This is a genomic window from Polaromonas sp. YR568 (genome assembly GCF_943371715.1).
Taxonomy (GTDB): Bacteria; Pseudomonadota; Gammaproteobacteria; order Burkholderiales; family Burkholderiaceae_C; genus Polaromonas.
Genome location: NZ_CALRVW010000031.1, coordinates 1 through 26,725 on the forward strand (window position 1 = coordinate 1; position 26,725 = coordinate 26,725).

General features: G+C 63.5%; 29 protein-coding genes and 1 tRNA gene. 5 read left to right on the top strand and 25 right to left on the bottom strand.

Annotated features, from left to right (window positions below; all coding sequences use genetic code 11):
* Positions 1 to 291: 291 nt before the first annotated feature.
* From AAG813_RS17420 to AAG813_RS17435, 4 genes are all read right to left on the bottom strand, one after another.
* Positions 292 to 609 (bottom strand): hypothetical protein, encoded by a 318-nt coding sequence (locus AAG813_RS17420; RefSeq protein WP_341917069.1) that lies wholly within the window; start codon positions 607 to 609, stop codon positions 292 to 294.
* Between the two features lie 31 nt (positions 610 to 640).
* Positions 641 to 1,177: a hypothetical protein gene (locus AAG813_RS17425; RefSeq protein WP_341917071.1), complete on the bottom strand. Its 537-nt coding sequence runs from the start codon at positions 1,175 to 1,177 to the stop codon at positions 641 to 643.
* 1 nt (position 1,178) lies between these two features.
* Positions 1,179 to 1,538, bottom strand: coding sequence for a hypothetical protein (locus AAG813_RS17430; RefSeq protein ID WP_341917072.1), 360 nt, complete (start codon positions 1,536 to 1,538; stop codon positions 1,179 to 1,181).
* 365 nt (positions 1,539 to 1,903) lie between these two features.
* Positions 1,904 to 3,040, bottom strand: coding sequence for a serine hydrolase domain-containing protein (locus AAG813_RS17435; RefSeq protein ID WP_341917073.1), 1,137 nt, complete (start codon positions 3,038 to 3,040; stop codon positions 1,904 to 1,906).
* A 180-nt stretch (positions 3,041 to 3,220) separates the two neighbouring features.
* On the opposite strand from AAG813_RS17435, the gene AAG813_RS17440 reads away from it, so the two are divergent.
* Complete coding sequence (locus tag AAG813_RS17440) at positions 3,221 to 3,445, top strand: helix-turn-helix transcriptional regulator (protein WP_341917075.1); 225 nt, start codon at positions 3,221 to 3,223, stop codon at positions 3,443 to 3,445.
* A gap of 33 nt (positions 3,446 to 3,478) precedes the next feature.
* Here AAG813_RS17440 and AAG813_RS17445 read toward each other — a convergent pair whose 3' ends face one another.
* From AAG813_RS17445 to AAG813_RS17475, 7 genes are all read right to left on the bottom strand, one after another.
* Entirely contained in the window at positions 3,479 to 3,979 is a 501-nt protein-coding gene (locus tag AAG813_RS17445; RefSeq protein ID WP_341917077.1) for a hypothetical protein, read from the bottom strand.
* 238 nt (positions 3,980 to 4,217) lie between these two features.
* On the bottom strand, positions 4,218 to 5,087 hold the full coding sequence (locus AAG813_RS17450; protein WP_341917079.1) for a hypothetical protein: 870 nt from the start codon (positions 5,085 to 5,087) through the stop codon (positions 4,218 to 4,220).
* 138 nt (positions 5,088 to 5,225) lie between these two features.
* Positions 5,226 to 5,313: transfer RNA gene (locus tag AAG813_RS17455), tRNA-Ser, on the bottom strand.
* 37 nt (positions 5,314 to 5,350) lie between these two features.
* A complete protein-coding gene (serS, locus tag AAG813_RS17460) occupies positions 5,351 to 6,691 on the bottom strand; it encodes a serine--tRNA ligase (protein WP_341917081.1) in 1,341 nt (446 codons plus the stop codon).
* Positions 6,692 to 6,739: 48 nt separating this feature from the next.
* On the bottom strand, positions 6,740 to 7,681 hold the full coding sequence (locus AAG813_RS17465) for a threonine/serine dehydratase (protein ID WP_341917082.1): 942 nt from the start codon (positions 7,679 to 7,681) through the stop codon (positions 6,740 to 6,742).
* Positions 7,682 to 7,688: 7 nt separating this feature from the next.
* The gene (gene ispH, locus AAG813_RS17470; protein WP_341917140.1) at positions 7,689 to 8,678 is read right to left on the bottom strand and encodes a 4-hydroxy-3-methylbut-2-enyl diphosphate reductase; all 990 of its coding nucleotides are present in this window, start codon (positions 8,676 to 8,678) and stop codon (positions 7,689 to 7,691) included.
* Positions 8,678 to 9,166, bottom strand: a complete 489-nt coding sequence (locus AAG813_RS17475; RefSeq protein ID WP_341917084.1) for an FKBP-type peptidyl-prolyl cis-trans isomerase — start codon at positions 9,164 to 9,166, stop codon at positions 8,678 to 8,680. The genes ispH and AAG813_RS17475 overlap by 1 nt, the downstream gene beginning before the upstream one ends.
* A 150-nt stretch (positions 9,167 to 9,316) precedes the next feature.
* On the opposite strand from AAG813_RS17475, the gene radC reads away from it, so the two are divergent.
* The gene (gene radC, locus AAG813_RS17480) at positions 9,317 to 9,991 is read left to right on the top strand and encodes a DNA repair protein RadC (RefSeq protein ID WP_096669542.1); all 675 of its coding nucleotides are present in this window, start codon (positions 9,317 to 9,319) and stop codon (positions 9,989 to 9,991) included.
* Positions 9,991 to 10,662: a Smr/MutS family protein gene (locus AAG813_RS17485; RefSeq protein ID WP_341917087.1), complete on the top strand. Its 672-nt coding sequence runs from the start codon at positions 9,991 to 9,993 to the stop codon at positions 10,660 to 10,662. Before radC ends, AAG813_RS17485 begins: the two co-directional genes overlap by 1 nt.
* A 116-nt stretch (positions 10,663 to 10,778) precedes the next feature.
* On the opposite strand, the gene AAG813_RS17490 is transcribed toward AAG813_RS17485, so the two are convergent.
* On the bottom strand, positions 10,779 to 11,624 hold the full coding sequence (locus AAG813_RS17490) for a helix-turn-helix transcriptional regulator (RefSeq protein ID WP_341917089.1): 846 nt from the start codon (positions 11,622 to 11,624) through the stop codon (positions 10,779 to 10,781).
* 168 nt (positions 11,625 to 11,792) lie between these two features.
* Between AAG813_RS17490 and AAG813_RS17495 the strand changes: the two genes are divergently transcribed.
* Together AAG813_RS17495 and AAG813_RS17500 are read left to right on the top strand one after the other, a co-directional pair.
* Entirely contained in the window at positions 11,793 to 12,221 is a 429-nt protein-coding gene (locus AAG813_RS17495; protein WP_341917091.1) for a hypothetical protein, read from the top strand.
* A gap of 31 nt (positions 12,222 to 12,252) precedes the next feature.
* The gene (locus AAG813_RS17500; RefSeq protein ID WP_341917093.1) at positions 12,253 to 12,471 is read left to right on the top strand and encodes a DUF1059 domain-containing protein; all 219 of its coding nucleotides are present in this window, start codon (positions 12,253 to 12,255) and stop codon (positions 12,469 to 12,471) included.
* Between the two features lie 216 nt (positions 12,472 to 12,687).
* Here the strand turns inward: AAG813_RS17500 and AAG813_RS17505 are convergent, their stop codons facing one another.
* The 13 genes from AAG813_RS17505 to AAG813_RS17565 form a co-directional block, all read right to left on the bottom strand.
* Positions 12,688 to 13,104, bottom strand: coding sequence for a group II truncated hemoglobin (locus AAG813_RS17505; RefSeq protein WP_341917142.1), 417 nt, complete (start codon positions 13,102 to 13,104; stop codon positions 12,688 to 12,690).
* 2 nt (positions 13,105 to 13,106) lie between these two features.
* A complete protein-coding gene (locus tag AAG813_RS17510) occupies positions 13,107 to 15,650 on the bottom strand; it encodes an FtsX-like permease family protein (protein WP_341917095.1) in 2,544 nt (847 codons plus the stop codon).
* 117 nt (positions 15,651 to 15,767) lie between these two features.
* Positions 15,768 to 16,748, bottom strand: coding sequence for a formate dehydrogenase accessory sulfurtransferase FdhD (locus tag AAG813_RS17515; protein WP_341917096.1), 981 nt, complete (start codon positions 16,746 to 16,748; stop codon positions 15,768 to 15,770).
* 65 nt (positions 16,749 to 16,813) lie between these two features.
* Positions 16,814 to 17,203: a hypothetical protein gene (locus AAG813_RS17520; protein ID WP_341917097.1), complete on the bottom strand. Its 390-nt coding sequence runs from the start codon at positions 17,201 to 17,203 to the stop codon at positions 16,814 to 16,816.
* A 36-nt stretch (positions 17,204 to 17,239) separates the two neighbouring features.
* Positions 17,240 to 18,439, bottom strand: a complete 1,200-nt coding sequence (locus tag AAG813_RS17525; RefSeq protein WP_341917098.1) for a formate dehydrogenase subunit gamma — start codon at positions 18,437 to 18,439, stop codon at positions 17,240 to 17,242.
* 12 nt (positions 18,440 to 18,451) lie between these two features.
* Entirely contained in the window at positions 18,452 to 18,673 is a 222-nt protein-coding gene (locus tag AAG813_RS17530) for a hypothetical protein (RefSeq protein ID WP_341917100.1), read from the bottom strand.
* Positions 18,670 to 19,293, bottom strand: a complete 624-nt coding sequence (fdh3B, locus tag AAG813_RS17535) for a formate dehydrogenase FDH3 subunit beta (RefSeq protein WP_341917101.1) — start codon at positions 19,291 to 19,293, stop codon at positions 18,670 to 18,672. The genes AAG813_RS17530 and fdh3B overlap by 4 nt, the downstream gene beginning before the upstream one ends.
* Positions 19,294 to 19,302: 9 nt before the next feature.
* Positions 19,303 to 22,278 (bottom strand): formate dehydrogenase subunit alpha, encoded by a 2,976-nt coding sequence (locus tag AAG813_RS17540; protein WP_341917104.1) that lies wholly within the window; start codon positions 22,276 to 22,278, stop codon positions 19,303 to 19,305.
* Between the two features lie 31 nt (positions 22,279 to 22,309).
* Positions 22,310 to 22,516 (bottom strand): formate dehydrogenase, encoded by a 207-nt coding sequence (locus tag AAG813_RS17545; RefSeq protein ID WP_341917106.1) that lies wholly within the window; start codon positions 22,514 to 22,516, stop codon positions 22,310 to 22,312.
* A 238-nt stretch (positions 22,517 to 22,754) separates the two neighbouring features.
* Complete coding sequence (locus AAG813_RS17550) at positions 22,755 to 23,375, bottom strand: molecular chaperone TorD family protein (protein ID WP_341917109.1); 621 nt, start codon at positions 23,373 to 23,375, stop codon at positions 22,755 to 22,757.
* Between the two features lie 9 nt (positions 23,376 to 23,384).
* Positions 23,385 to 25,472 (bottom strand): 4Fe-4S binding protein, encoded by a 2,088-nt coding sequence (locus AAG813_RS17555; RefSeq protein ID WP_341917110.1) that lies wholly within the window; start codon positions 25,470 to 25,472, stop codon positions 23,385 to 23,387.
* Positions 25,402 to 26,097, bottom strand: a complete 696-nt coding sequence (locus AAG813_RS17560) for a DUF3306 domain-containing protein (protein WP_341917111.1) — start codon at positions 26,095 to 26,097, stop codon at positions 25,402 to 25,404. The genes AAG813_RS17555 and AAG813_RS17560 overlap by 71 nt, the downstream gene beginning before the upstream one ends.
* On the bottom strand, positions 26,090 to 26,677 hold the full coding sequence (locus AAG813_RS17565) for a DUF3305 domain-containing protein (RefSeq protein ID WP_341917112.1): 588 nt from the start codon (positions 26,675 to 26,677) through the stop codon (positions 26,090 to 26,092). The genes AAG813_RS17560 and AAG813_RS17565 overlap by 8 nt, the downstream gene beginning before the upstream one ends.
* Positions 26,678 to 26,725: the final 48 nt, after the last annotated feature.

Genomic DNA, 26,725 nt, shown 5'->3' on the forward strand with positions numbered 1-26,725 from the left:
GTGTAGCCGCCGGATTTTTGCCAATGTTCCCACTTTGATCACTCCTTGATCCCCCTGCCTAAAAGTTAAGCAGGGAACTGTATTCAAGGGGTCAAAATTCGATGAAAAAACTCAGATCAAAGGGGTCAAAATTACTCGAAAATCAACATTCATGCTTCTTCCAGAGGTGACTTCGCAGCGCGTGCTGCCGCGTTTTGGGTGTTTGGGAGGTCGTAGCGGCGGTTTGCGTGCGGACGTCGCGCTACGCATCGCCTGGTCGCGTTGGGGTGGTAGCCTGCGACGTTGGGCGGCTTACAGTGGGTTGTAGTCGGCGGTTTCGCGGCGACAGTGGCCCGCGAGGACCATGCAACCGGAGGCCATATCAGCCAACTGCGACATGGTGAAGCCAAGCGCCTCCAGGCAATCGGCGCTAATGGTGCCGTCTTCCACCATGACGGCGGAGTTCGCCAAGAGCTGGCCGATGGCGCCTACCCCGTTGTGCATCGAGCGCATCAGCATTTCCGCATCCTCAGCGAGGGCCACGAGCAACTCCGGATCGGCAGCGGCAAAGTCGATCTCATGGTTGAAGTTCAACGGGAGTTTGGGAAGGCGATGCAGCAGATCGCGCATGGGTCGAATCGCTTCCAGCCGGCTTGCCATCTCAGCGCTCCCGGTCTGCGGCGGCGAATATGAGCGTCACCCTGAAGGCGTCGTTCAGCGCCGCATCGCGGTAGACGCCCAGCGCGTAAAGTCCGCTTCGCAAGGGCGGCGATTGCGCGCAAGTGCGTACAAACATCGCAAAGGCCCGGTGCGACTCCATGCTGTACCAGCCGTCCCGGGGCGCCGCGATGATGAGCAGGCCGGAGGCGATGGGCTCCGTAACATTCAGGCTGCATCGATCAATGACCTGTTCCACCGCATCAAAGGCGCGCGCCTCGCCCACCCCCACGGCTTCGACCGCGCGAACGGGGCCGGTGCCCAGGATCAGTTCAAGGTCTTCATAGTCAAAGCCCACATAGCCATCGACATTTCGCCGGTCCGTGACGCGGTGAATCCGCTGCCAGGCTGCCTGCTCCTCGACCACGCCTGACGGAGCGGGTTGCCGAAACGCATCGACCGTTGGAGCCAGAACCATGGCGCCGCCGCCCAGCAGCACCGCGCGGCGGGAGGGCGTCAAGAGATTGAAGAGGCGGTCCATACTAGTATTCACTGGGCTTGAGCAATGTCGTGCTTGGTCGCACGCCCTGCTCGTTGACAGATTCGGTGATGATCCATACGCGCTCGCCTTCGACTGTGTACGACGAGAGAATGCGGCTGCCATCGACGACCGCCCGGTCATTGGCTTTCCAGTCGTCTTCGTCCACCAGCCCATAGTCGCCGTGGCAATGTGCGCCGAGCAGGGCGTTGGGATACAGGCCGTGCGCTTCGAGGTGCTTGAGCACGGAGGGCGTGCCGTAGACCATGCCCAGTTCAAACAGCGGCTTGCCCGCTTTCTTCAAATGCGCCACCTGCGCCGCATCAACGGCCTGGGTGGCGGGGTATCGTTTCGGGGGAGTCATACTTTGCTTCTTCCATGGCAACGCACGCCAGCCTTTCGGTCTGACGTGCGGTTAAGAATCTGAAATGACAAACCGGCGGCTTGTGGGCAAGCCCGGGATGTGGAAATGCGAAAGCACGCCACCCGCGCCTGGGTGGGCGCGAGTTGCGTGCTTGGAGGAGCCGGCTCTAATCGAACTAAGCCGGAGGGGACTGACGGGTGGGCAACCGGGTGTTGGGCCCGGTCCGGTCAGGTCAGGGGTTGCGGCTGGCCTCGATGACTGTCAGAGCGTCAGTCACCGCGGCCTCGCGAACTGCGGCATTGCGGCATTGCGGCATTGCGGCATTGCGGCATTGCGGCTCAGCCTGGGCCGCATTGCTTCGTATATCAGGGCAACCGAGCCCAATCTCCATAGAGCTTGTAGATCTCATCCATGTAGTTCTCGACATTGCTGAACGCAATCAGCATTCGGTTGTTGTCAGGGTTCCAGCCTATCCGCTGACCGCCGTAGCCCACGGCCCAGTAGCTGTTATTGGTGGGCAAGGTGCCGATCCAGGTGAGGTAGCCATAGCCTAGAAAGCCGATACGGCCCATCTTGGCCCGGTCAGTAATCTGGGTCTTGGTCGCCTCGCGCACGAAATCGCCGAAACAGCCGCTAGCGGTCTGGCTTTCCTTCACCCACATGGCGAACCTGAGCCAGTCTTCAAAGGTCATGCGCACCGTGCCATCGCCCTGCCCCAGTTCGGTATGGTCTTGCCCCACGACCGCGGGCGAGGCCGTGCCGGCGGCATGCAGGACTTCTTGCTCGACCCATTTGGCATAGGTGGTGCCCGTAGCGCGCCCCAGCAGCAGGCCCAGGGCCAGCGGGTCGGTGCTGTGGTACGCATAATCGGAGCCCGGCTTGCGTTTGCCGAAGACACTTTTCTCAGCGGTGCCTGCGCGCGATGTCGCCAGAAACGTCAACCAATTGGATCGCTTGGTGTCAATCGCTTCGCGTTCCTCCTTCGACCACACCGTGCTGTCCTTGTTGCCTTCCCAAGTCCCCGAACTCATCCGCAGCAAGTCACGCACCGTGGCCGCGCCCAGGTCGGTGTTTTTCAGCTCGGGCAGCACATCCGCGGTCACGGTATCGAGCTTGAGTTTGCCTTGGCAGATGGCTTTACCGACCGCCATGGCGGTCACGGTCTTACCCATGCTGAAGCCATGGAAGAAGCGCGAGCGTGAGGCGGGCGGCTTAAAGCCATACCAAACCACCTCGTTGCCTGACACCAATGCCATGGCTTTACCTGCGCTGTTGGGCAGCAAGGACTGCGCCTTACGTACCACCTCGTCTTCGGCCGGGGTGGGCTTGCGGTAGACAAGCTCCCGGGGCGTCGGCGACGGGGATGCCCGGTAGTACCAAGCTGGCCCGGGGCTCAAGAGCCAATCGTCCGGCGCCGATGGGGTGGTGCCCTGGCTCGGCAGAATCTGCGCGCAGGCGCTTCCGGCAACGAGGCAAATCAATGCCAACAACTTTTTGTTCATGGTGAACATACTCCAGTTAGAACACTTTGCGTTTGGTTACAAGCTGAGTTTGCCATAGACAAAACTCATAGGTTGTGTACTCTTAGTGTGATTTTTTGAACACTGCAGGGCATGCCGCGTGCCCCTGTTTCCACTCCCCAGCCGCTAGACGCTGCAACCAAACGCGAGCAAGCTCGCCTCTTGGCGGCATTCGGCACGGCATTGCGGGAACTGCGGCATGACCGGCTCTTGACCATCGAGGCGGTGGCCGAAGCCGCCGGCCTGCATCCGAATTACCTGGGCTCGGTGGAGCGCGGCGAGCGCAATGTGTCGCTGTTCAACATCTGGCGCATCGCCAACGCGCTAGGGTTGCCGGCAGCCGCCCTGTTGGACGAACTGCCACCCCGCAAGGTCAAGCATTCCTGATGCACGCGCCAGCGATGGGCCGTCTCTTCGGGTTTACTTAGCCTTGCCGCCAGCCTTGGCGGCAGTGACCTCGACGTACCATGCGGGCTTGAGGTGTCCGAATTCGGTGGTCATTTGCTGTGGCGCGGAAATGTGTAAGGCCGGGTCAATCACGTAGGAAAAGGCCTGCTGATCCTTTGTGCCCCGGATGTGATGCCATATTAGATGGCGTCCTATTTCAGTTGCCTCGGAGTAATCAACTAAGAGTATTGCGACATCGGGCAGGGCTGCAAAGGAGGTGAATTCCTTGTACTTGGTGGCGACCAGGTTGCCAAGGTTCATAAGCAGCTTGGCGGTCATGTCGATGTCCGCCCAGTAGGGTCCGGTTTTGGGCAGTCCGAACTGCTCGGCCAGTTTGCGTACATCGGCCATTGGCTTGCCGGTCAGGATGGCGACGCAGGCGAGTAGATCGTCAAATCTGTCCTGCTGGAGTATTAGCGTGAAGGGTGAGGTGAATCCGGCGGGCAAGGCGCCCTTGGAGTTTGTCGATGCCATATCTGTAGTTCCTGTGCGTTTGTTAAGAAGAAAACGCAATGCAGCGGCCGGCCTGGAATCGTTTGAACGATCTGGGCTGGAAAGCGAAGAGGGAATTCAGAGTGCGAGACGTGAGCGTTGGAGCTCGGTTCGCGTTCTTGCTGGCGCTGCGGTGCGCGCTGTGTCAAATCTGGCTATTCGGCGTGCGAAAACCGCGATTTGACGATTCATCATACCGCCTATATCAACGATTTTTCGGCTAAATGACTTTGCAGGCAGCGAGAAATTCGCCGCTGTTTTCTCTAACCTTGTAGAGCGAACGAAACCTTCCGTCGGAGAGTGGCTCATCCTTGATATCGACCAGGCCCTCTGCAGCGAGTAGCGCCTTTAGTGTTAAAGAACCGTGCCTTTTCTTGAGATCAAGCAGCAGATCGACATTGTTTTTTCTTAACTCCTCCCCTAGCTGCGCAAGATAGGTCCAACCGTCAGATCGCGCCCGCTGAGCGGCAACGTCCATCAAAAGCGCTTCAATCGTGCGATGGTCACTCAGTAGGGAGCGAAACTGCTCCTTGCCTTCGTCCGAGCTCAAGAAAGCGGATAGATCGCGCATTGTTTCTTGCAGAGCTCGCGAAAATCCCGAGAACACATGGAAAGTAGGCAACGCTTTCTGATATTGCTCCTCAAGAAACGTGTCCGCTTCGAGAAAAGCTTCGAGCGTGTTGGGCGCCATTCGATCAAGAAAATGATGGACGAGGTGGTTGCGCTGCTCGACCATCAGCTCCCAGTTCTTTCGATGAAGCTCACGTTCCTCTTGGTCCACCTGGAGCCGAAATGAAAAAGACATCCAAGGCTTGTCCAGTTGCGTGGGTTCCGCCGAGCTCTCAGCCTCATCCGACAGGATGTCATCTAGAAACTGTTCAACCAGCAGCCCCAGCATTTGCTTTGTGATCTTGCGACTTCGATCCTCCCTGAACTGAGCCAGCTCGTTCAAGGTACCCGAAGCCCGCGCGTTCGCCAGTACAAATTTCAGATGTCCCTCGATCTGCTGATAGAGAAGTAGGTTTCGACCAATCTTGCGTTGGACGGCATCTTTAGCTGCAGTCTTAGCAGTTTCGCTGTCATCGCTCATTGCAGCCCCCTCCCCCCGCGAATGATTATGGGCAATAAAAAAGCCGCTGTAAATTTACAGCGGCTTTGATAGTTGCTTTGATGGTTAAAGAATGATAAAGTAAAAACCTTTTATTAATCAACAACTTACAAGCATAACTGGCGGAGAGGGTGGGATTCGAACCCACGGTACCTTGCGGTACGCCTGATTTCGAGTCAGGTACATTCGGCCACTCTGCCACCTCTCCTAAATCGAGCCGCAATTCTATCAGGCCGGCGAACCTCTCAGTGGGCGGCCGGTGCCAACACCGTGATGCCGCCCATGTAGGGCTGCAAGGCAGCCGGCACCGCAACGCTGCCGTCTTCGCGCTGATAATTTTCCAGCACCGCGACCAGCGTGCGGCCCACGGCCAGGCCGGAGCCATTGAGGGTGTGCACAAATTCGTTTTTGCCCTGCGCGTTCTTGAAGCGGGCCTGCAGGCGGCGGGCCTGGAAGGCTTCGCAGTTGGAGACGGAGCTGATTTCGCGGTAGGCGTTCTGGCCCGGCAGCCAGACCTCGAGGTCGTAGGTTTTGCTGGCGCCGAAACCCATGTCGCCGGTGCACAGCAGCATCACGCGGTAAGGCAGGCCGAGCTTTTGCAGGATGGCTTCGGCGTGGCCGGTCATGGCCTCGAGGGCGTCGTAGCTGTGGTCGGGGTGCACGATCTGCACCATCTCGACCTTGTCGAACTGGTGCTGGCGGATCATGCCGCGGGTGTCGCGGCCGTAGCTGCCGGCCTCTGACCGGAAACAGGGTGTATGTGCAGTGAACATGAGCGGCAGTTGCGCCTCGGGCAGCACCTCGTCGCGCACAAAGTTGGTCAGCGGCACTTCGCTGGTGGGAATCAGGTACAGCGCCGTGCTTTCGGCTTCGGCCGCACCTTCCTGCCCGCCCTTCTTTGCGGCAAACAGGTCTTCTTCAAACTTGGGCAATTGGCCGGTGCCGCGCAGCGAGTCGGCGTTGACGATGTAGGGCGTGTAGCACTCGGTGTAGCCGTGTTCGGCCGTCTGCACGTCGAGCATGAACTGCGACAGCGCACGGTGCATGCGGGCCAGCTGGCCTTTCATGACGGTAAAACGCGAGCCGGTGAGCTTGGTGCCCAATTCAAAGTCCAGCCCCAGCGGCTGGCCCAGGTCCACATGGTCTTTCACTTCGAAGGCATACGCGGGTGGCTCACCACCCAGGCCTTCAACCGGCGTCCATCTGCGCACCTCGACGTTGCCGGCCTCGCCGGCACCGTGCGGGACGCTTTCATGCGGCAGGTTGGGCACGGACAGCAACAGGGCCTGCATCTCGCCCTGGATCTGTTCGAGCCGGACGCTGGAGGTCTCCAGCTCGGCCTTGGAGTTGCTAACCTGCGCCATCACGGCGCTGGCGTCTTCACCCTTGGACTTGAGCTGGCCGATCTGCTTGGACAGGGTGTTGCGCTGGTTCTGCAGCTCTTCTGTCCTGATCTGCAGCGCCTTGCGCTCGGCCTCCAGCGACTGGAAGGCTTCCACGTTGAGGAAGGCTTGCGGGCTTTTGCGGGTTTCCAGCCGGGCGATGGCCGAGGGCAGGTCTTTACGGAGCAGGTTGATGTCTAGCATGGGCTCATTGTATTTTGTGCCGCGGCAGGCCGGCCACCGGGGCGGGGTTCAGTTCAGGCTGGCCGGGTCGAGGTTGGCGCCGCAGATGATCAGGCAGACTTTTTCGTCCGGCCGCGGCAGATAGGCGCCGCTGTGCAGCGCCGCCAGCGGCAAGGCCGCCGCCGGCTCCACCGCCAGCCTGAGCTCCCGCCACAGCCACAGCTGGGCGGCCCGGATGGCGTCGTCGCTGAGCAGCAGCGCATCACACACATGCGCCTGGGTGGCCGCCCAACCGAGATCACCAATGCGTTTGGCGCCCAGGGAATCGGCGGCAATGCCGCCGACGCTCACATCGACCGGCTGCCCGGCTTCGCGCGCCCGGAACAGGGTGGGCGCGAGTTCGGGCTCCAGCGCCACAACACGGGAGCGCTGCTCGAACCAGCTGGCGATGCCGGCGATCAGGCCGCCGCCACCCACACTGACCAGCACGGCGTCGGGCAGACCGGCCTGCTGCTCGATCTCCAGCGCCAGGGTGCCGGCGCCCACCACCACCTCGGGCTGGTCGTAGGCATGGGTCAGCAATGCACCGGTTTGCTGCTGGCGCGCCAGGCAGGCCTGCAGCGCTTCCGAATACGCCGCACCGGTGACCACCACCTCGGCGCCCAATGCGGCCAGCTTGGCGCGTTTGGCCGGGCTGGACACTTCGGGCACAAACACCTCGCAGCGCACACCGAGTTCCCGCGCGGCGGCGGCGGTGGCAATGCCGGCGTTGCCGCCTGACGCCACAATCACGCCGCTGGACGGGATGGGGTTGGACAGCAGGCGGTTGAGCATGCCGCGCGCCTTGAAGCTGCCGCTGGTCTGCAACTGCTCGAGCTTGAGCCAGACTTCAGCGCAATCCACGCCGAGGGCCTTGCCGGGCAGCTTCCACACCGGGGTTTGACGAATAAAGTGGCTGTAGCCCTCTTGAAACCTGCGCTGGCAGCTCTCAATTTGATAGCGATCTGGCATACTGGACCTAGGACTCGGCATGCAGGTCGCTGCCGATGGCGTCCAGCGCGGGGCCGTCCAGCTTGAGCCCCTTGGGTAGCGGAAACTTGATGGTTTCCTCGATGCCGGCCATCTTGCGCACCGACACCGCGCCCAGCGCCTTGATGCGGTCGATCACCTGCTTGACCAGGATTTCGGGCGCCGACGCCCCGGCGGTCAGACCGACGCGGCTTTTGCCTTCAAACCATTCCGGCCTGAGTTCGGTGGCGTCGTCCACCATGTAGGCCTCGGTGCCCAGCTTGGCGGCCAGCTCGCGCAGGCGGTTGCTGTTGGAACTGGTCGGGCTGCCGACCACGATCAGGATGTCCACCTGCGGGCTCATGATCTTGACGGCATCCTGCCGGTTCTGCGTGGCGTAACAGATGTCCTGCTGCTTGGGCGCGCGCACGTTCGGAAAACGCGCCTTCACGGCGGCGCTGATGTCGGCCGCGTCGTCCACACTGAGCGTGGTCTGCGTGACCACCGCGAGTTTTTCGGTCTGCCCCGGCTGGATGCGCGCCACGTCGGCCACGTCTTCGACCAGGTGGATGCCACTGTCGAGCTGGCCCATGGTGCCCTCGACCTCGGGGTGGCCCTTGTGGCCGATCATGATGAACTCGTAGCCTTCCTTATTGAGCTTGGCCACTTCCACATGCACCTTGGTCACCAGCGGGCAAGTGGCGTCGAAGATCCGGAAGCCGCGCGCTTCGGCCTCGCGCTCGGTGGCCTTGCTGACGCCGTGGGCGCTGAACACCAGTGTGGCGCCAACTGGCACATCGTCGAGGTCCTCGATGAAAATCGCGCCTTTTTGCTTGAGCTCGTTGACAACGTAGGTGTTGTGCACGATTTCGTGGCGCACATAAATCGGGGCACCGAACTTGCCGAGCGCACGCTCGACGATTTCAATCGCGCGGTCCACGCCGGCACAGAAACCGCGCGGCTCGGCGAGGATGATTTCCTGAGGTTTTGTTTTATCGATCACAGGACACCAATCACCTGGACTTCAAACACCACCGGCTGGCCGGCCAGCGGGTGGTTGAAGTCAAACTGCACGGCGTCGCCATCGGCCTTGACCTGCTGCACGCTGCCGGCGTACTGGCCCATGCCGTCGGGCGTGGGGAACTGCACCACGTCGCCGACCTTGTACTGCTCGTGCGGGTCGCCCAGTTCATTGAGCAGCTTGCGTGCCACCCACTGCACCAGCTCGGGGTTGCGCTCGCCAAAAGCCTCGCCGGCCGCCAGTTCGAAGCTGGTGCGTGTGCCTTCGCGCAGGCCCAGCAGGCGCTGCTCGATCGCGGGCGACAGCTCGCCGGCGCCCAGGCTCAGCGTGGCGGGCTTGCCGGCGAAGGTGTTGATGATGTCGGCGCCCGGTTGTCCGTCCGTGGACGGCCCGGCCATGCGGTAGTGCAGGGTCAGGAAGGAACCGGGCTGGACGAGGGCGGGAGCGGGTGTTTCCACGGTGGACATAGGACTTTCGGGTGCCGGCCCGGCGGGCCGCCAACTGTTTGTAAACTGCCCCTATTGTAGAAAGTGCGGCCCACCCCGACCAAGCCGACCGTTTTACCCCTGATACTGCCCCTGTGATGACGTTTTGCCTGCTTGACCGATAGGGCCACCATGCTCCTGAAAGACCTGCCCGAGGACGCTCGCCCCCGCGAAAAGCTGCTGGCCCGCGGCCCCGGCGCGCTCAGCGACGCCGAGTTGCTGGCGCTGCTGCTGCGCAGCGGCATTCCCGGCAAAAACGCGCTGCAAATGGGCCAGGAGTTGGTGGACACTTTCGGCGGCGTGGCCGGCCTGCTGCACACCGGCCACCAAGCCCTCAACAGCATCAAGGGCCTGGGACCGGCCAAACGCGCCGAACTGGTGGCCGTGCTGGAACTCGCGCGCCGCGCGCTGGCGCAGGAGCTGCAGGACAAGCCGCTGTTCACCACGCCGCAGGCGGTGCGCGACTACCTGCAGCTGCAGCTGGGCAGCCGGCCCCACGAAATTTTTGCGGTGCTGTTTCTCGACAGCCAGCACCGGCTGATTGCGCTGGAAGAGCTGTTTCGCGGCACGCTGACACAAACCAGCGTCTACCCGCGCGAGGTGGTGGTGCGGGCGCTGGCGCTGCACGCCGGCAGCGTGGTGCTGGCGCACAACCACCCGAGCGGTGAAGCCAAACCCTCGCGGGCCGACGAAGCGCTGACCCAGACGCTGAAAGCCGCGCTGGCCCTGGTGGACGTGCGGGTGCTGGACCATTTTGTCGTGACCAGCACGCAGGCGATCTCGATGGCGGAACGGGGGCTGCTCTGATGGCGGCCCGACCACCGGCCATCAAGGACCTGAAGGGCCTGAAAGCCGTCAAGCTCGAGATAGAAACCCGGGCCCGGCAGGCAGCCGACCTCAAGGCGGCGCGCGCGGCTGCCGCCGCGACAGCGAAGGCCGAAAAAGAGCTTTTCTCGCACGCCATCGGCCCGGTCAAGGCGCTGCCGGCCAGGCACCGGCCCGGCCATCCGGGCCACCGGGCGCATCTGCCGCCGGCCCAGCCCGCGCCGATTCCGGTGCAGCAGCAACGCGACGAGCTGGCCGTCATGCGCGAGGCGATCTCCGACGAATTTGATGTGGAAACCCTGCTCGACACCGACGATGCACTGAGTTTTCGCCGTCCGGGCATGGGGCCGGACGTGGTGCGCAAGCTGCGCCGCGGCGGCTGGAGCATCCAGCGCCAGCTCGACCTGCACGGCCTGCGCCGCGAGGATGCGCGCGACACCCTGGCGGCCTTCATTCGCGAAGCGCACAAGGCCGGCATGCGCTGCGTGCGGGTGGTGCACGGCAAGGGCCTGGGTTCGCCCGGCAAGACGCCGGTGCTCAAGGGCCGGGTGCAAAGCTGGTTGATCCAGAAGCAGGAAGTGATCGCCTTTGTGCAGGCGCGGCCGGCCGAGGGCGGCGCCGGCGCGCTGGTGGTGCTGCTGGCGCAGAGTTGAGTCGCTGGGCAATTTGCTATTTATTTAATAGCAGTCTTCGATCATCCAGCAAGGTCCAGAGCCATTTTTTCCATAAATTTTCAGCGGGTGTTTGCGCCGGAAAACCATTTGCCGGCCTACCCGGCCTGTCGCGGTAACGGGGACCGCGCCGGCCCTCCCACTGTTGGGAGCACGTGGCTATCGTGGTCGGCGGCGGCCAGCGCCCGCATCACCGCAGCGGTCCGGGTTTCGACGCCCAGCTTCACATAGATGTGCTCCAGGTGTTTTTGTACCGTGCGCGGGCTGATCGACAGCAATGCCGCGATCTCTGCATCGGTCTTTCCGCAGGCCAGCCAGTGCATCACATCTTCCTCGCGCAGGGTCAGGCCCGGCGCGCTGACGTCGGCGGCCGGCCTGGCCACGGGCGGCGGCGTTGCGCCCGTCTGCAGGGCCGGCGCCTGGCGCGCGTGCCGGTACAAAAAGGCCAGGTGCGGACGCAACAACTCCAGCCGCTCGCGGTCCCGTTCATTGAAGTCGAGGCCGCGCCGGTTCAGCACCACGCTGACCAGGCGCCGGTGATCATGGAACAGCGGTACCGCGATGGTGTATTCCAACCCGATGCGCTGGTAATAGTCGCCATACAGCGCGCTGCGCTGAAAGTCGTGCCGGCTCACCAGGTCGGAGATGCGCCGCGCCTGTAGCCCGCCGTCCATGCCATGGTGCAGCACCAGCGGGTGCTCGAAAAAATGCCGGTCGAAACACGCGATCTCGTCGGCACCCACCCTCACACCGGTCAGGCCCATGACCTGGCGATGGCCGGTGAACAGGTCGCAGTCCAGCAGCGTGGTCAGTTCGGAGGCCACGTAGGCATTGAGCGCCAGCACCGTCGCGCGCGCGAAGCTCTCGACGTCCACCGCCTGCGCCTCGATCTGCGCCAGCACCTGCAAGGCGCTGGCGAAATCGTTGCGGGTGAGGTGGTTCATGGCGCGGCTCCATGGAGTTCGTCCATACGCATTGCTGCGTATTGGCACGGGGCTGGGACAGCTTCACGATGGCATGGCGGGCAGTTCCCGGGTGGTTCAAATTCAGTATAGAAGCCGCTTTCGCCGGAGGATACCCGGCCGCCGGAAAAACGCAACAAAGAGAAAATGATGGCCATCGACGAAGGGAAACTCAACATATTCGTGGAGCAGTTTGTGAGCGATTTCGGCGCGCTGACGCATGCCGCCACCACTGTGGCTGGCGACCAGTTCGGCTTGTACGAGGTTTTAGCCAAAGGCCCTGCGACGGCGGTGGAACTGGCCAGCCGGACCCACACCGCCCCGCGTTATCTGCGCGAATGGTGGTCAGCCCAGGCTGCAAGTGCTTACGTCCGTTACGAGCTCGAAGACAACCTGACCCCGGTGGGCCCGGCCTTTTTTCCGTTTCCACTTTCACTTTTATCTGCACGCCCGCTTCACGTTCGCAGGAGGTGGGACTGTGTCTGGCTGCCCAGGCCGGCGAGGCCCGCTTGCGCGATGTCGTCACGCAAGGCGGCTCCCGCCGTTTCAGGCGCGCCAGCCAGACACCGTTCAACCTGATCTTTGAAGCCCGACCCTGAAAGGAGCCATCATGTCCCGCCAATACATTGATTGCCGCGAATTCCCCAGCACCATGAACTGCAGCGTCGCGCTGTCGGCCGACAACGACAAGGAATTGCTTGAAGCCGCCGTGCAGCATGCGGTGGCCGTGCATGGCCACACCGACTCGCCGGATCTGCGCAAGCAGCTGACGTCCATGTTCAAGCAGGGCACGCCGCCGCTCAAGCCGAAGCAAGCCCAGACGGCGTAACGACTGGCGCTGATTTGCTATTTATTTGGTAGCTGACTGCACCCGTCCAGAAAGGGCTGAAGGCGTATTTCATTCAAAGTATGGGCCGCCAGACCATCTCGAAGACTGGTCACTCGCCAGATTTTCAAGGAAAACAGGCCTGCAGCCCTAACAGGGCCTGCGCAAGCAGCTACTGAATTTATAGCAACTACCCCACAGCCTGCCCTCGGGGCAGGCTCAGGCCGGCGTGTTCCGCATCCAGTCGGCGGTCTGAAAAAACGAGGTGCGTAGCCTGGCGCGCAGTTCTTCATCGATACCGGTCTCGCCCATGGCCTGGTCCATGCAGGCCAGCCACTGGTCGCGCTCGAGGATGCCGATGACAAAAGGCATGTGGCGCAGGCGCAGCTTGGGGTGGCCAAAACGCTCGGTGTAGTGCTGCGGCCCGCCCAGCCAGCCGCACAGGAACCAGAACAGGTGCTGGCGCGCCTTGACCAGATGGCTGCCGTGTGCCGCGCGTAGCGCTGCGTAGCCGGGCTCCAGGTCCATCAGGTCGTAAAAACGGTCCACCAGCGCCTTCACCCGCTCTTCGCCGCCTATCCAGTCAAAGGGGGTGTCGAACGGCGGTGTACCCGGTCGTTTTTCTTCGATGTTCATGCTCATTGGGCCTTGCGTAACGTTTCCACAACCGGCGTGTTGAGCACGGAGCGCAGGCCCCACCAACCCGCGGCCATCGCCAGCACGGCGCCGGCGAGGCTGCCCAGCAGCGGCACGGTCCAGGAGCCGGTCCAGCTGAAATCGAACACAAAACGCGCCAGGCCCCAGCCCACCGCCAGTGCGACGATGGACGCGAGGAAGCCGGCCAGCAGGCCGACGCCGGCGAGCTCGGCGCGCTGCACCTGGCGCAGCAGCGAGGCGCGCGCACCGACGGCACGCATGATGGCGAACTCGAGCGCACGCTCCTCGCGCGTCGCGGTGATGGCTGCGAACAGCACCACCAGGCCGGCCGCCAGCGTGAAACCAAACAGGTACTCCACGGCGCGTATCACCTGGTCCAGCACGCGCTGCACCTGGGCGATGGTGCTGCTCATGTCGACGTTGGTGATGTTGGGAAAGGCCTTGACCAGTTCGTTGTCAAAGCTGCGCGGCTTCACCCCGTCCGGCGTGGCCACACGTTCGGGCGCGCGGAAGGCGCTGATGTAGGACACCGGCACGTCCGGCATCGTCGCCACCGGGTACATCACGAAAAAGTTGACCCGCATGGAGCCCCAGTCGACCTTGCGCAGGCTGGTGATTTTGGCCTCGCTGAGCTGGCCGCCGATGTCGAAACGCAGACTGTCGCCCAGTTTCAGGCCCAGCGTTTTCGCCAGCCCGTCCTCGACGCTGATGGCGCCGGCCTCATCGGCCGTCCAGCGGCCGGCCACCACCTGGTTGTGCGAGGGTTGCTGCGCGGCATGGGACAGGTTGAACTCGCGGTCCACCAGGCGCTTGGCGCGGTCGTCCTCGAAGTCTTCCGGCGCCACCGCCTTGCCGTTGATCGCCACGAGGCGGCCACGAATCATGGGGTACCAGTCAAACCTGGTGACGCCGCCATCGCGCAAGGCCTGCTGGAAGGCAGCGCCCTGCTCGGGCTGCACATTGATGACAAAGCGGTTCGGCGCGTCAGGCGGTGTGGCGCGGCGCCAGCTGCTGATCAAGTCGGTGCGCAGCAGCACCAGCAGCATCAGCGCCAGCAGGCCGACCGCCAGCGCGCTGACCTGCACCACGGCATACACCGGTCGCGCCGACAGCTGGCGCGTGGCCAGCACCAGCCAGCGCGGCGCGGTGGCCTCATTGACGCTGGCGCGCAGCAGCTTGACCGCGGCGAAACTGGCCACGGCAAACACCGCCACCGCCCCGACGAATCCGCCGACGGCAATCATGCCGAGCTTGAGGTCGCTGCTGGCCGCCACCAGCAGGGCCGCAAAACCGAGCACCCCGACCAGCAGCACCGCCAGCGAGGCCGGCCGCAGGTTGCCGACATCACGGCGGATCACGCGCAGCGGCGGCACCTGGGCCAGCTGCAGCACCGGCGGCAGGCCAAAAGCGAGCAGCAGGGTCAGCCCCATGCCCATGCCGAAAGCCACGGGCCACAGGGTAGGCGCGGGCAGCGCTGTTTCGACCAGGCCGGCCAGCAGCAGCACAAAGCCATAGTGCACGGCAAAACCGATCAGCACGCCGAGGGCGCTGGCAGCCATGCCGGCCAGCACGAATTCAAAGGTGTAGGCCAGCGCGATGGTGCGTTGCGGCTGGCCCAGCACGCGCAGCATGGCGCAGTCGTCCAGGTGTTTGGCGGCGAAGCCGCGTGCCACGATGGCCACGGCCACGGCGCTCAGCAGGGCCGCCAGCAAGGCCACCAGGTTGAGGAATTTTTCGGCACGGTCCAGCGTCTGGCGCATCTCGGGGCTGCCGCTTTCCAGCGACTCGATGCGCACACCGCGCCATTCGGCCTTCTTGATCTCCTGCGTGGCCCACTCGACATAGGTTTTCACCGCGGCGTCGCTGCCGGCAATGGCAAAGCGGTAGTTGGTCCGGCTGGCCGGCTGGATCAGGCCGGTGGCCGCGAGGTCGGCGCTGTTGATCATCACGCGCGGCGAAAAATTGGCAAAACCGCCGCCGCGGTCCGGCTCCTGGACGATCACCCGCGCCAAGGTGAAGCGTGCGTCGCCCATCAGCAGGGTCTGGCCGATGCGCAGGCCCAGCGCATCAAGCAGCGAGGCGTCGGCCCAGGCCGTGCCGGGGGCGGGAATCTCGCGCGTGGCCGCGCCGGCCGCCTCGGGGCTGGGGGCAACCTGCAGGGTGCCGCGCAAGGGATAGCCCTCGGGCACGGCCTTGAAAGCCACGAGTTTGCTGGCACCGCCGTCTTCCTCGCGCGCCCGGCCCATGGTCGGGAAAGTCACGGTCGAGGTTGCCTGCAGGCCCAGGCTGCGCGCCTTGGCGATGAACACCTCGGGGGTCATGCCGTCGCTGCGCAACACCGCATCGCCGCCGAGCAACTGGCGGGCATCGCGCTGCAGGCCCCCCTTGAGGCGGTCTGCAAAAAAACCGACGGCCGTCAGGGCTGCGACGGCCAGCGTCACCGCAACAATCAGCAGCCGCAGTTCTCCGGCGCGCAAGTCGCGCAACAGCGTGCGCCAGCCGAGTTTGAGGAAAAGGAAATTCATGACCTGACCATAACGCAAAGTCCACAGCCCCGGCGTCCGTCGGATTCTGCCGGCAGACAGCCGGGGCGCTCCAGCGGGTCGCTGGGCTTGCGGGAACGCCGCACCGCCATCAGGCCATCACGCCGTCTCTGGCGCCCGGAGCCTGGGGCCGGCGAGGTCTGGCTGCAACTTGAGCCGCCCGGGCTGGGCATAACAGACAAAACGCCGGTTGGTCGCGCGGCCGATGGCGCACAGCCCGACAGCCTGCGCCACCTGGTGGCCCATCTGTGTGATGCCGCTGCGCGAAACCACAATCGGCACCCCCATTTGCGCCGACTTGATGACCATTTCGCTGGTGAGCCGCCCGGTGGTGTAAAACACCAGTCCAGAAGGCTCGGGTGAGAGTGTGGGGACTTCGGATCCAGACCAGCCAGGGCCGCGGATCTGGCTTTGCCAGTCCGCAGGCGCAGCGGCCCCCTCGGGGGGCAGCGCAGTACGCGAAGCGACAAGCGTGGGGGCCATGTTCATGGCCATCCAGCCCGCAATGGTGTCAATGGCGTTGTGCCGCCCCACATCCTCGACAAACAGCAGCATGTCCGGCTCCGCGGTCGCCAGCGAAAACAGCGCGCACGCGTGCACGGATCCGGCTGACTTGTAGGTGGTTTCCTTGAGACGGATGGTGTTGACCAGGCTGTACAGCTGGGCCTGGGTGATGCAGGCATGGGCCGGCAGTTCGATCTGGTCCACCTCGTCCATCAGGCCGCCGAACACACTGCCCTGCCCGCAGCCGGTGGTCACCACCTTGCGTGCGGTTTTTTCCTCGATATCCGCGATGCCATGGCGCGTCCTGACCGCGGCAGCCCCAACATCCCAGTCCACCGTGATGGACTCAATGTCCGCGGCGTCCCTGACCAGCCGCTGGTTGCGCAGGTAACCCAGCACCAGCAGCTCGGGGTGGGCACCCAGCGTCATCAAGGTCACCAACTCGCGCTTGTCGACATACACCGTCAGGGCGCGTTCGGCGGGAATGGCGATCTGGAGCGGATCACCGTATTCGTTGACAGCGTCGATGTCGCAGGTGAGCGGCGCTCGGGCCTGGGTCAGGTAGGGCAGAGGCATGATTGGAGACTACAACAAAAAGGCCGACACCTTGCGGGGCCGGCCTTTTTGCGATGTGTCGGTACTCAGGATTTCTTTTCGGGGGCAATGGCTGCCGCAGGGGTCTTGCTGCTTGGCGGGCTGGTGGCGGTCGCTGCCGGAGAATGCGCGCCCGATGCCTCCAGGGGCTTGGCCACCTCTGCAGGGGTGTAGCTGAAGGCCCCCGGGTCTGCGCAGGCTGGCGTGGCCACAGGTGGCTTGGTTTCCTTGCCAGCCGCCTTGGCCGTCTTGAAATAACTGGCAGCCACCTTGTCCATGGATTTGCACAACAGGTAGCCATCGACCTTGCCGGCCCAAGCGGCCCTGGCGGCGGCCTCGGCGGCCTTGGCCTTGGCCTCATCACTGACCGGGGGCAGCTTGGCCAGCACCACGGTGGACATGCTGGCAAACAAGGCGGCAATAAGAATTTTTTTCATGGAATCCTCGCTATTCAGATCTGATCTAGGGCCGGTTCACAGACCCTGGGCCTGGGCGGTCTGGCTCGGTGACGCAGGTTCGCTGCGCTGCGCCGGAATCTTGCCGGCCTTGACGTCGTCATACCAGTACTCGTGGTGCTCCCTGGCCCAGGTCTCGTCCACATAGCCGGTTTTCATGCCGTCGTAGGCACCCTGCATGCCGATGGTGCCAATGTAGATGTGGCCGATGAACATTGCCATCATCAGCACCGTCGCCACGGCATGCACCATGTGCGCCACCTGCATGGTGTCGCGAACATAGATCAGGCCGGGAATCAGCTTGTCGAGCACCAGCCCCGAGGCCACCACGATGATGCCGAGGAAAAACACGCCGCCCCAGAACACCAGTTTTTCGCCTGCGTTGAAGCGGTGCGATGGCACTTCCTTGCCGGACAGCAAGCCTCCGCCCTTGAGCAGCCAGCCGATATCGCCGCGGCTGGGCATGTTGTCGCGGACAAACGTGAAAAACACGATCACCAGGGACACGGCAAACAGCGGGCCGGCAAAGTTGTGCATGTTCTTGAGCAGATAGGTCAACCAGCCGAACAGGGTCAACCCCATGACCGGCAACAGGAAGAACTTGCCGAAAGCCATGACGATCCCGGAGATCGCAAGAATGCAGAAAGCAATCGCGTTGGCCCAATGGGCAGATCGCTCAAACGGCGTGAAACGCTCGATCTTGCGGCCGGTTTCAGCACCGTGCAGGTTGATCCGGCCCTTGCCAAAGTAAAACAGCGCGATCGCACCCACCACGATCAGCAGCAGCGCGCCACCGTAGGGAATCAGCCAGTTGTTGCGCACCTGGCGCCAGGCCTCTCCGGCATTGGTCAGCAGCGAGCCGGGGTATTGCACAAAGGGCTGGATCAGGTTGCCGGCCTCGGGCGCCTCGCTTTTGGGGAGGCTGCTGTAACCCGTCAGGCCTGAACCAACCTGGCGCCACATGGGCGCGTTGTTGCCTGGCTGCACCCTGGCGCGCTCGCCATTGGTCTGCTCGGCGTATTTGGGATCAGCGCTTGCCTCGGGTTTGACCTCGAAGATGTTGGCGCTCTGGATGCCGCCTGCGGGTGCCGCTGCGGCCGGAGCCGCTGCTGCAGCCGGCGCCGAAGCCGGCGTGGCCGCGGGTTGCGCCAATACCGTGGCCGACCAGCCAGACGCTGCAAGAAAGAGTGCTGCCAGGAATCGCGATGGGCGTTGCATGTGAACTCCCTGTTATTTCACGCGGTTGTATTCGTTCTGGCCGGCCTGCGCGCGGGTCTTGAGCTGCTGCTCCCAGGCAGTCTTGTCGCCGGCTTTCCAGCCCGGGGCATTGAAGGCATTGCTGGTGCCCTGGAACGCAGCCGTGTCGCTTTTGACGCCGCCCGCGGACTGCGGCTTGTCGCCGCAAGCGGCAAGCGCCATGACGGCAGCTGTGAGCAATGTGAGGCGCATCATGATTTGGCTCCTTGCACGGGAGGCTGGCCCGCCTGCCTGGAACCGTAGGCCGTGCCCCAGCCCCACACTTCGGCGCCCTTGCCGCGCTGCACGACACGGGTGCGGAAGATGTCGGCAACCACATCGCCATCACCGGCGAGCAGCGCCTTGGTCGAGCACTGTTCGGCGCAGGCGGGCAGCTTGCCTTCGGCGAGCCGGTTGCGGCCGTATTTTTCAAATTCGGCCTGGCTGCCATTGGCCTCGGGACCGCCCGCACAGAAGGTGCACTTGTCCATCTTGCCGCGCACGCCAAAGGTGCCCTGGGAAGGGAACTGGGGCGCGCCAAACGGGCAGGCATAGGAGCAGTAGCCGCAGCCGATGCAGACATCCTTGTCGTGCAAGACCACACCCTCGTCGGTGCGGTAAAAGCAGTTGACCGGGCAAACGGCCATGCAGGGAGCGTCGCTGCAATGCATGCAGGCCACCGAAATGGACTTTTCACCGGGAACACCGTCGTTGAGCGTCACGACACGGCGGCGGTTGACGCCCCATGGGACTTCGTTTTCGTTCTTGCAGGCAGTAACGCAACCGTTGCACTCGATGCAGCGCTCCGCGTCACAAACAAATTTCATGCGTGCCATGGTGTCTCCTTATGCCTTCTCGACGTTGCAGACCGTCGTCTTGGTTTCCTGCATCATCGTCACGCTGTCATAACCGTAGGTGGTCGCGGTATTGACCGCTTCGCCGCGCACCACAGGGGCAGCGCCCTTGGGGTAATAGGCCAGCATGTCGGCGCCCTGCCAGCGTCCGGAAAAGTGGAAAGGCAGGAACACGGTGTCAGGTCCGACACGCTCCGTCACCAGCGCCTGGACATTCAGGCGTGCACCTGTCGGGGTGCTGACCCAGGCCCGTTCACCGTTGCGGATGCCCTTTTCGGCAGCCACCTTGGGATTGATCTCGATGAACATTTCCTGTTGCAGCTCGGCCAGCCAGGGGTTGGAGCGGGTTTCCTCGCCACCGCCCTCGTACTCCACAAGACGGCCCGAGGTCATGATCAGCGGGAATTTTTCGTGCACCTTGTCGGCGATGTTTTTCTGCTGGATGGTTTTGTAAAGCGTCGGCAGGCGCCAGAAGGCCTTCTTGTCGTCATGCGTCGGGTACTTGGCCATGAGGTCGGGCCGGTTGCCGTAGAGTGGCTCGCGGTGCTGCGGAATCGCGTCCGGGAAGTTCCAGACCACCGCACGCGCCTTGGCATTGCCGAAGGGATGGCAGCCGTGGCCCTGCATGAACACCCGGATCATTCCGCCTGAAGAATCGGTCTTCCAGTTCTTGCCTTCCGCCGCGGCCTTCTCCGGCTCGGTCAGCTCGTCCCACCAGCCGAGCTTCTTGAGCAGCAGGTGGTCAAGTTCCGGGTAGCCGGTCTGGATGTCGGCGCCTTTGGAGTACGAGCCGTCTTCCGCGAGCAGGTTCTTGCCGTCCTTCTCGACACCGAAGTTGGCGCGGAAGTTGCCGCCGCCGTCCATCACGTGTTTGGAGGTGTCGTAGAGGTTGGGGGAACCGGGGTGTTTCATTTCCGGGGTTCCGAAACAGGGCCATGGCAGACCGAAATAGTCACCGGTCGTGTCGTAGCCCGTTTCCTTGTCCTTGCCGCCTTTGGACTTGAGTGTCTTGACGTCGAACATGTGCATGTTGCGCATGTGGGCCTTCAGGCGCTCCGGGCTTTGCCCGGTGTAGCCAATGGTCCAGACACACTTGTTGATCTCGCGCAGGATGTCTTCCGGCACGGGTTCGTCCATGCCCTTGACCTTCTGCATCTTGTAGTTCTTCGACAGTTCCTTGGCGAAGCCCAGCTTCTCGGCCAGCTGGTGCATGATCATGTGGTCGCTGCGGCTCTCCCACAGAGGTTCGATGACCTTTTCGCGCCATTGCAGCGAGCGGTTCGAAGCCGTCACGGAGCCGCTGGTCTCGAACTGGGTCGCCGCTGGCAGCAAATAGACGGCACGGTTGGGATTGAGGTCTTCAGCATTGCCCGGCATGGCCGCCATGGCGGCTGTGGCCGAGGGATAGGGATCAATCACCACGAGCAGGTCGAGCTTGTCCATGGCGCGTTTCATTTCCAGACCGCGGGTCTGGGAGTTGGGCGCATGGCCCCAGAACACCACGCCACGAAGGTTGGAGTCCTGGTCGATGAATTCGTTTTTCTCCATCACGCCGTCGATCCAGCGCGACACCGTGATGCCGGGTTTGCCCATCATGGCGGGCGAGGCATAACGCCCCTTGATCCATTCGAAGTCCACGCCCCAGGTCTTGGCGAAATGTTTCCAGGAACCTTCGGCCAGGCCGTAATAACCTGGCAGCGAATCCGGGTTGGGGCCGACGTCGGTCGCGCCCTGCACGTTGTCATGGCCGCGGAAAATATTGGTGCCGCCACCGGAGACACCGACATTGCCAAGTGCCAGCTGCAGGATGCAGGAGGCGCGAACCATGGCGTTGCCGATGGTGTGCTGCGTCTGCCCCATGCACCAGACAATGGTGGACGGCCGGTTTTTGGCCATCATCTCGGCGGCCATGTACACGCGCGCCTCGGGCACGCCGCAGGCTTCCTCGACCTTGTCCGGCGTCCACTTCGCGAGCACGTCTTCCTTGACCTTGTCCATGCCGTAGACACGGTCGTTGATGTACTTGGTGTCCTCCCAGCCGTTCTTGAAGATGTGATACAGCATGCCGAACAGGAACGGAATGTCCGAGCCGGAACGGATGCGGATGTACTCGTCGGCCTTGGCTGCGGTGCGCGTGAAACGCGGGTCCACGACGATCATCTTGCAGCCGGTTTCCTTGGAATGCAGCATGTGCAGCAGGCTGACTGGGTGGGCTTCGGCGGCGTTGGAGCCGATGTACAACGCGCACTTGCTGTTTTGCATGTCGTTGTACGAATTGGTCATGGCGCCGTAGCCCCATGTGTTGGCAACGCCAGCTACCGTGGTGGAATGGCAAATGCGCGCCTGGTGGTCGCAGTTGTTGCTGCCCCAGAAGCTCACGAACTTGCGCATCAGGTAGGCCTGCTCGTTGTTGTGCTTAGACGATCCGACCCAATACACCGAATCAGGGCCGCTGGCCTTGCGCAACTCCAGCATGCGGGCGGTGATCTCATTGAGGGCGGTGTCCCAGCTGATGCGCTCGTACTTGCCGCCCACCAGCTTCATCGGATAGCGCAGGCGGTATTCGCCATGGCCATGTTCGCGCAGCGCGGCCCCCTTGGCGCAATGCGCGCCGAGGTTGATCGGCGAGTCGAACACCGGTTCCTGCCGGACCCAGACGCCGTTTTCGACGACCGCATCGACCGCACAGCCGACCGAACAATGGGTGCAGACCGTGCGCTTGACCTCGATTTTTCCGCTGCCGTCTCCCGCGCCAGGCGCCGCAGCCTTGGCTTTCTTGACCAGCGTCAGCTGGGTCGCCGCCAGACCGACGCCGACTCCCAGGCCCGAGCGGCGCAGGAAGGCGCGGCGGTCCATGGTGGGCAGCGCATTCGACAGTCCGCGCGACAGGCTTTGTACAAAACGAGCCGATCCGGCGCGCTGCGCCGTATCGCCATGGACACCGTGATTTTTTTTCGTGAGCAGCATGGAGCTCTCCGTAAGAGGGGGACGGGAAGAATCAGAGACGCGCGGTCTGGTAGTAACGCTTGACGTGATCAGACAGGCTGTAGCCGCCGCCTTTTTCAGGCGCAGGCTTGGGCTCCTGGAGGGCCGCCTCGGGTGCTTGTACCCCGGGCAGGGCGACCGCCACGGCGGCAACAGCGCCGGTAGCGGCAGCGCCGAAGAAGAAACCCCGGCGCGAGGGTTTTGGCTGGCTGTCCTGCATAGTGGTCTCCAAGGAAGCTTGCTGTTATGAACTGGTTTGCATACTTACTGACTTGCCTACTTTACGTCAGACCTGCGTATGCGACAACGGGCCGATCAGGCCAAATGCAACACCTAGGGGAAAACGATAGGGCATCTTAGTTTTTACCGTGACTGCACTAATCAGGAAAAAGTGTCGCAATTTGAGAAAACCGCTGCGCGGGGAGGGTGCGTCGTGCCTAGGGATTGGCCCGGCATGCTCAGGTCAGCATGTCAAAGCCCTGGGTTTCGACACTGAGAAACGTGTGCGTGAATCCGGCCAGGCCGCGGTAGAAATCCGCCTTCGGATGGGCACTGACCGCATCGCACAGGGTTGTTGCCCAGGGCTGCAGGTGGCGTGCAAAAAACTCGCGCTGACGCGTCAGATTGGCGACCGCCACATCGTCGCCCGCAATCAGGTAACGCATGACCTCGCACAGGTAGGCGATATGGTCTTCGGTTTCGGGCATGGCTTCGTCGCGCGCCAGGCCCAGCGCTTCCAGGTCGGTGCGCAGCGCCGCCAACGGCTTCTCGTTGAGGAACCCGCTGAGGTAATGGGAGCCGAACAGGTAGACCTCGGGCTTGCCGACGCCGCCAAACAGCGCCTCGTATTCCCGGGCGATCTCCCCGTCCGACAACCTGCGGGCGGCGCCGACCAGTTCAGCCCACGAGGCTTCCAGCAAGGCACCGGCCGCAGGTGCTTCGGTCACGGCCACCCGCAGATTGCCCAGCAGGTCCGCCGGCGGTGGCGCGTAGTACAGCGCGGCCAGCAGCCCATACACTTCGGCGCGGGCGGTTTCTTCGTCCAGCGTGGACGGTACGAGTTGGGCGGGCTGGGTCATGGGATGGATTTAGCGAATGTCCGTGATCTTGATTTCGTTGTCTGCCGAGTAGATGTCAATCACGCGGCAGTCGCTGCACATTTTCAGGCGTTCGGCAGCCGCGCCCTGGAACATCGCATGGCCGGCCAGCTTGCCCAGCATGGACTCGATCGCCTTGAGGGTGCCGAACGGCTTGGCGCAGCGTATGCACTGGTAGGGCTGGCTCTCGTTGAGCACACGTGCCTCCTTGCGCTGCGGCGTGAGCAGCAGGCGCGGCTGCAGGGTGATGGCGTTTTCCGGACAGGTCGTCGCGCAGAGGCCGCATTGCACGCAGTTTTTCTCGATGAATTTGAGCTGGGGCCGCTCCGGGTTGTCCTGCAGCGCGCTGGCCGGGCAGGCGCTGACGCAGCTCAGGCACAAGGTGCAGGCGTCCTTGTTGATGACCAGCGTGCCCAGTGGCGAGCCGGCAGACGGCAGCGCAATCGCCTCGGGCCTGGCCGTGGCCTGCGTTATCAGGTGGTCCAGTGCCAGCTCCAGGGTGGCTCGCTTGTCGGCCTGCACGGCAAAGCCGGCCGTTTGGGCCACCCCCTGCGCTGGCGCCGCCTGCAGCTCGGCGTCGAGCGCGGCCAGATCACGTGCATCCCGGGCTTCGAGGATACGGAAGTGTTCCCCTTGGTAACCGAGACCGCTGAGGATGGCCTGCGCCACGTCCATCTGCTCGCGCACGGCCTCGCGGTACTGCGGCGCCTCCTCGTCCGTCATCAGGACCCACACCTGGGATGCGCCATGGGCGATGGCCGAGAGCCACAATTCCAGTCCCACCGACACCGTGTGCCACAAGGCCAGCGGCAAAACGCGCGCCGGCACGCCATGCGTGGCCGGATCGAGCCGCGCCATGCGACCCAGGTCACCCAACAGCCGCGTACCCGCTTCCTGGCTGTGCAGCAGCAGGGCCGCCTGCTTGCCGCCGGTACGCGCATAGGTGCCCAGCAGGGTCTTGATCTTCGCGCCCTGCTCCCCGGGACGCGGGTAGGCGAACGTCAGGGCCCCGCTCGGACAGACCGTGGTGCAGGCACCGCAGCCCACACACAGGTTCGGATTCACCACGATCTGCTGCCGGTCGCGCTCGCTGCTGATCGCCGAGGCCGAGCAGACATCGATACAGGCCGTGCAGCCGGTTTTTTCGTTGCGGCTGTGGGCGCAGAGTTTTTGCTTGTAGTTGAAGAACTTGGGCTTTTCGAACTCGCCCACCAGCGAACGCAGCTGCAGCAGGGTGCGGCTGTCCTGGCCATCCCAGCAGAAATACCCTTGGGGCAAGGCATGTTGCGTGAAGGCCGGTGTCGCACGCAGGTCCAGCACCAGATCGAATTTTTCGCTCAAGGCCTCGGGCGCGCGGCCGAAATCAATCGCTCCGGCCACACCGCAAGCCTTGACGCAGGCCCGGTGCGACTTGCACAGGGCGTTGTCGATCTGGTAGTCGAAACCGATGGCGCCTTCGGGGCAGACCGCCAGACAGGCGTTGCAGCGCGTGCACAGGTCGAGGTCAATCGCGTTGTTGCGCTGCCAATGGAGTTCGAAAGCGCCCAGCCAGCCCGTCAGGCGCTGGATCTTCCCGGCCAGCACCGGGTAACGCCGCTCCTGCAAACCACCATCGCGGCCCGTCCCCAGACTGAACAACGTGACGTCCAGCGCGTCCGACAGCAAGCCGGCGGCGCGCTCCGCCGCATCGAGCTCACCGATGATGAGCACACGACCCGCGCTTTTGTAGGTCACGGTCGCCACGGGTTCGGCATCCGGCAGGTGGGCCACCGCGAGCAGGGCCGCAATTTTCGGGCTGGCCTTGGCGGCGTCCCGGCTCCAGCCGCCGGTCTCGCGGATGTTGACGAACTTGATGACCGAGGTCGCGCCTTCGGTCTGCTGCGCCAGTTCCGCAAAAAGCCGGGTCTCCTGGGTGCAGGCCACCACCACGTCGTCGCCGGACTGGACCGCTTTCTGGAAGGCGCCGGCCTCCCGGCGGCACAACGCCGAATGCAGGGTCAGTTTTTCGTCAAGTGCCGTGCCCAGCGTCTGGGGCTGGAGCGGCATGGTCTGGTTGCAGTCGCAGATCAGTGTAGGCATGGTTTTCTTGGCTGGCGCCGGAGCCAGGCTGCGGCTCGGGTTGGCTGGAATGTTCTGGGGAAATGGCCGGATCGGGCAGGCCCGGGCCTTCGTGGGACTGTGCCACGGTTTCGTCCGTGGGGGTATTCGCAGTTTCCCGTGGAGAAGGTGCCTGCGCAGCCGTCCCGCCCTCTTTCTCTTCCTGTTCCTGGTCCTCAAACAGATTGAGAAACTTGGCGCTCGTCATCTGCCGGAGCATGGACTCGGGAATGGGATCGGCTTTGGAATAGTCGTCGATGTAGATATCCAGGCCGTCCATCACATTGAAATGCGGATCGGCAAACAGCTTTTTCATCGCGGCGTTGCGCACCTCGGGCCCGACATCGCCGGCCATGAAGGGCTTGAAATCGGAGTCCCTGGTCAGCAGCTGCGCGTCTTCCAGCGTCGGCAGCTTTCTTTCGGCTGGCGCGGCAGCATCGGCCGGAGCCGGCACGGCGGCAACGGGGACTGACGTTCCGGCCCGGGCAGCGTCTGCCTTCACGGGCGGGGCTGCGGCAGGCGCCGGTTCGTCCAGCGGTTTGCCCTGCAGGGCGTCCGTCTTGCGCCGCGCCCACCGGCCCAGGAAGCCGGGAGTTTCTTCAGCCATGGCCGCCCCCGCCGAACTTCTTGTCGGTGCTCACGCGCGCGGGGTTGCCAAACCGGTCCTGCAGCGGCTTGAAGCTTTGCGGGCGCTGGCGGCGCTTGGCCTCCAGCACGTAATGGGCATCGACAAAAGTCTGCACCCACTCGACCACATCACGCGGCGCCGCCACCTGTTCCACGGTTTCCTGCGCGTCCAGCCAGCGACCGGCGTCGTGGTAACTCAGGGTCACGGTCTGCGGCACGGCCACCGGCTCGTCGGCCAGCGCCGCCTCTTCCTCCATCCGCCAGACCACCCAGAAGCAGGGCTGGGGCGTGGTGACGTTGAGGTAATAACCTTCAGCGTCATCGGTGAACAGCTCGACCTTGAAACCGGGATGCAACCAGCGCTCTTCCTGATCGTCCTTGAGCAGCAGGCGCGGCTGCGCGCCAAAACCTTCCTCGTGCGGCACGATGTCGGCCAGCGACCAGCGCCAGGGCTGCCAGCGGTTGTCGATGCGCTCGCGGCGCATGACCACGGCCACCGCCACACAGGGACGGCGAATGGCCGTATCGGCACCGGGAAGCTGCAGGACAAATTCAGACATGCCCGCAGTGTACGGCTGTCTTCATGCCCATTTTCGGCACAACTCTTT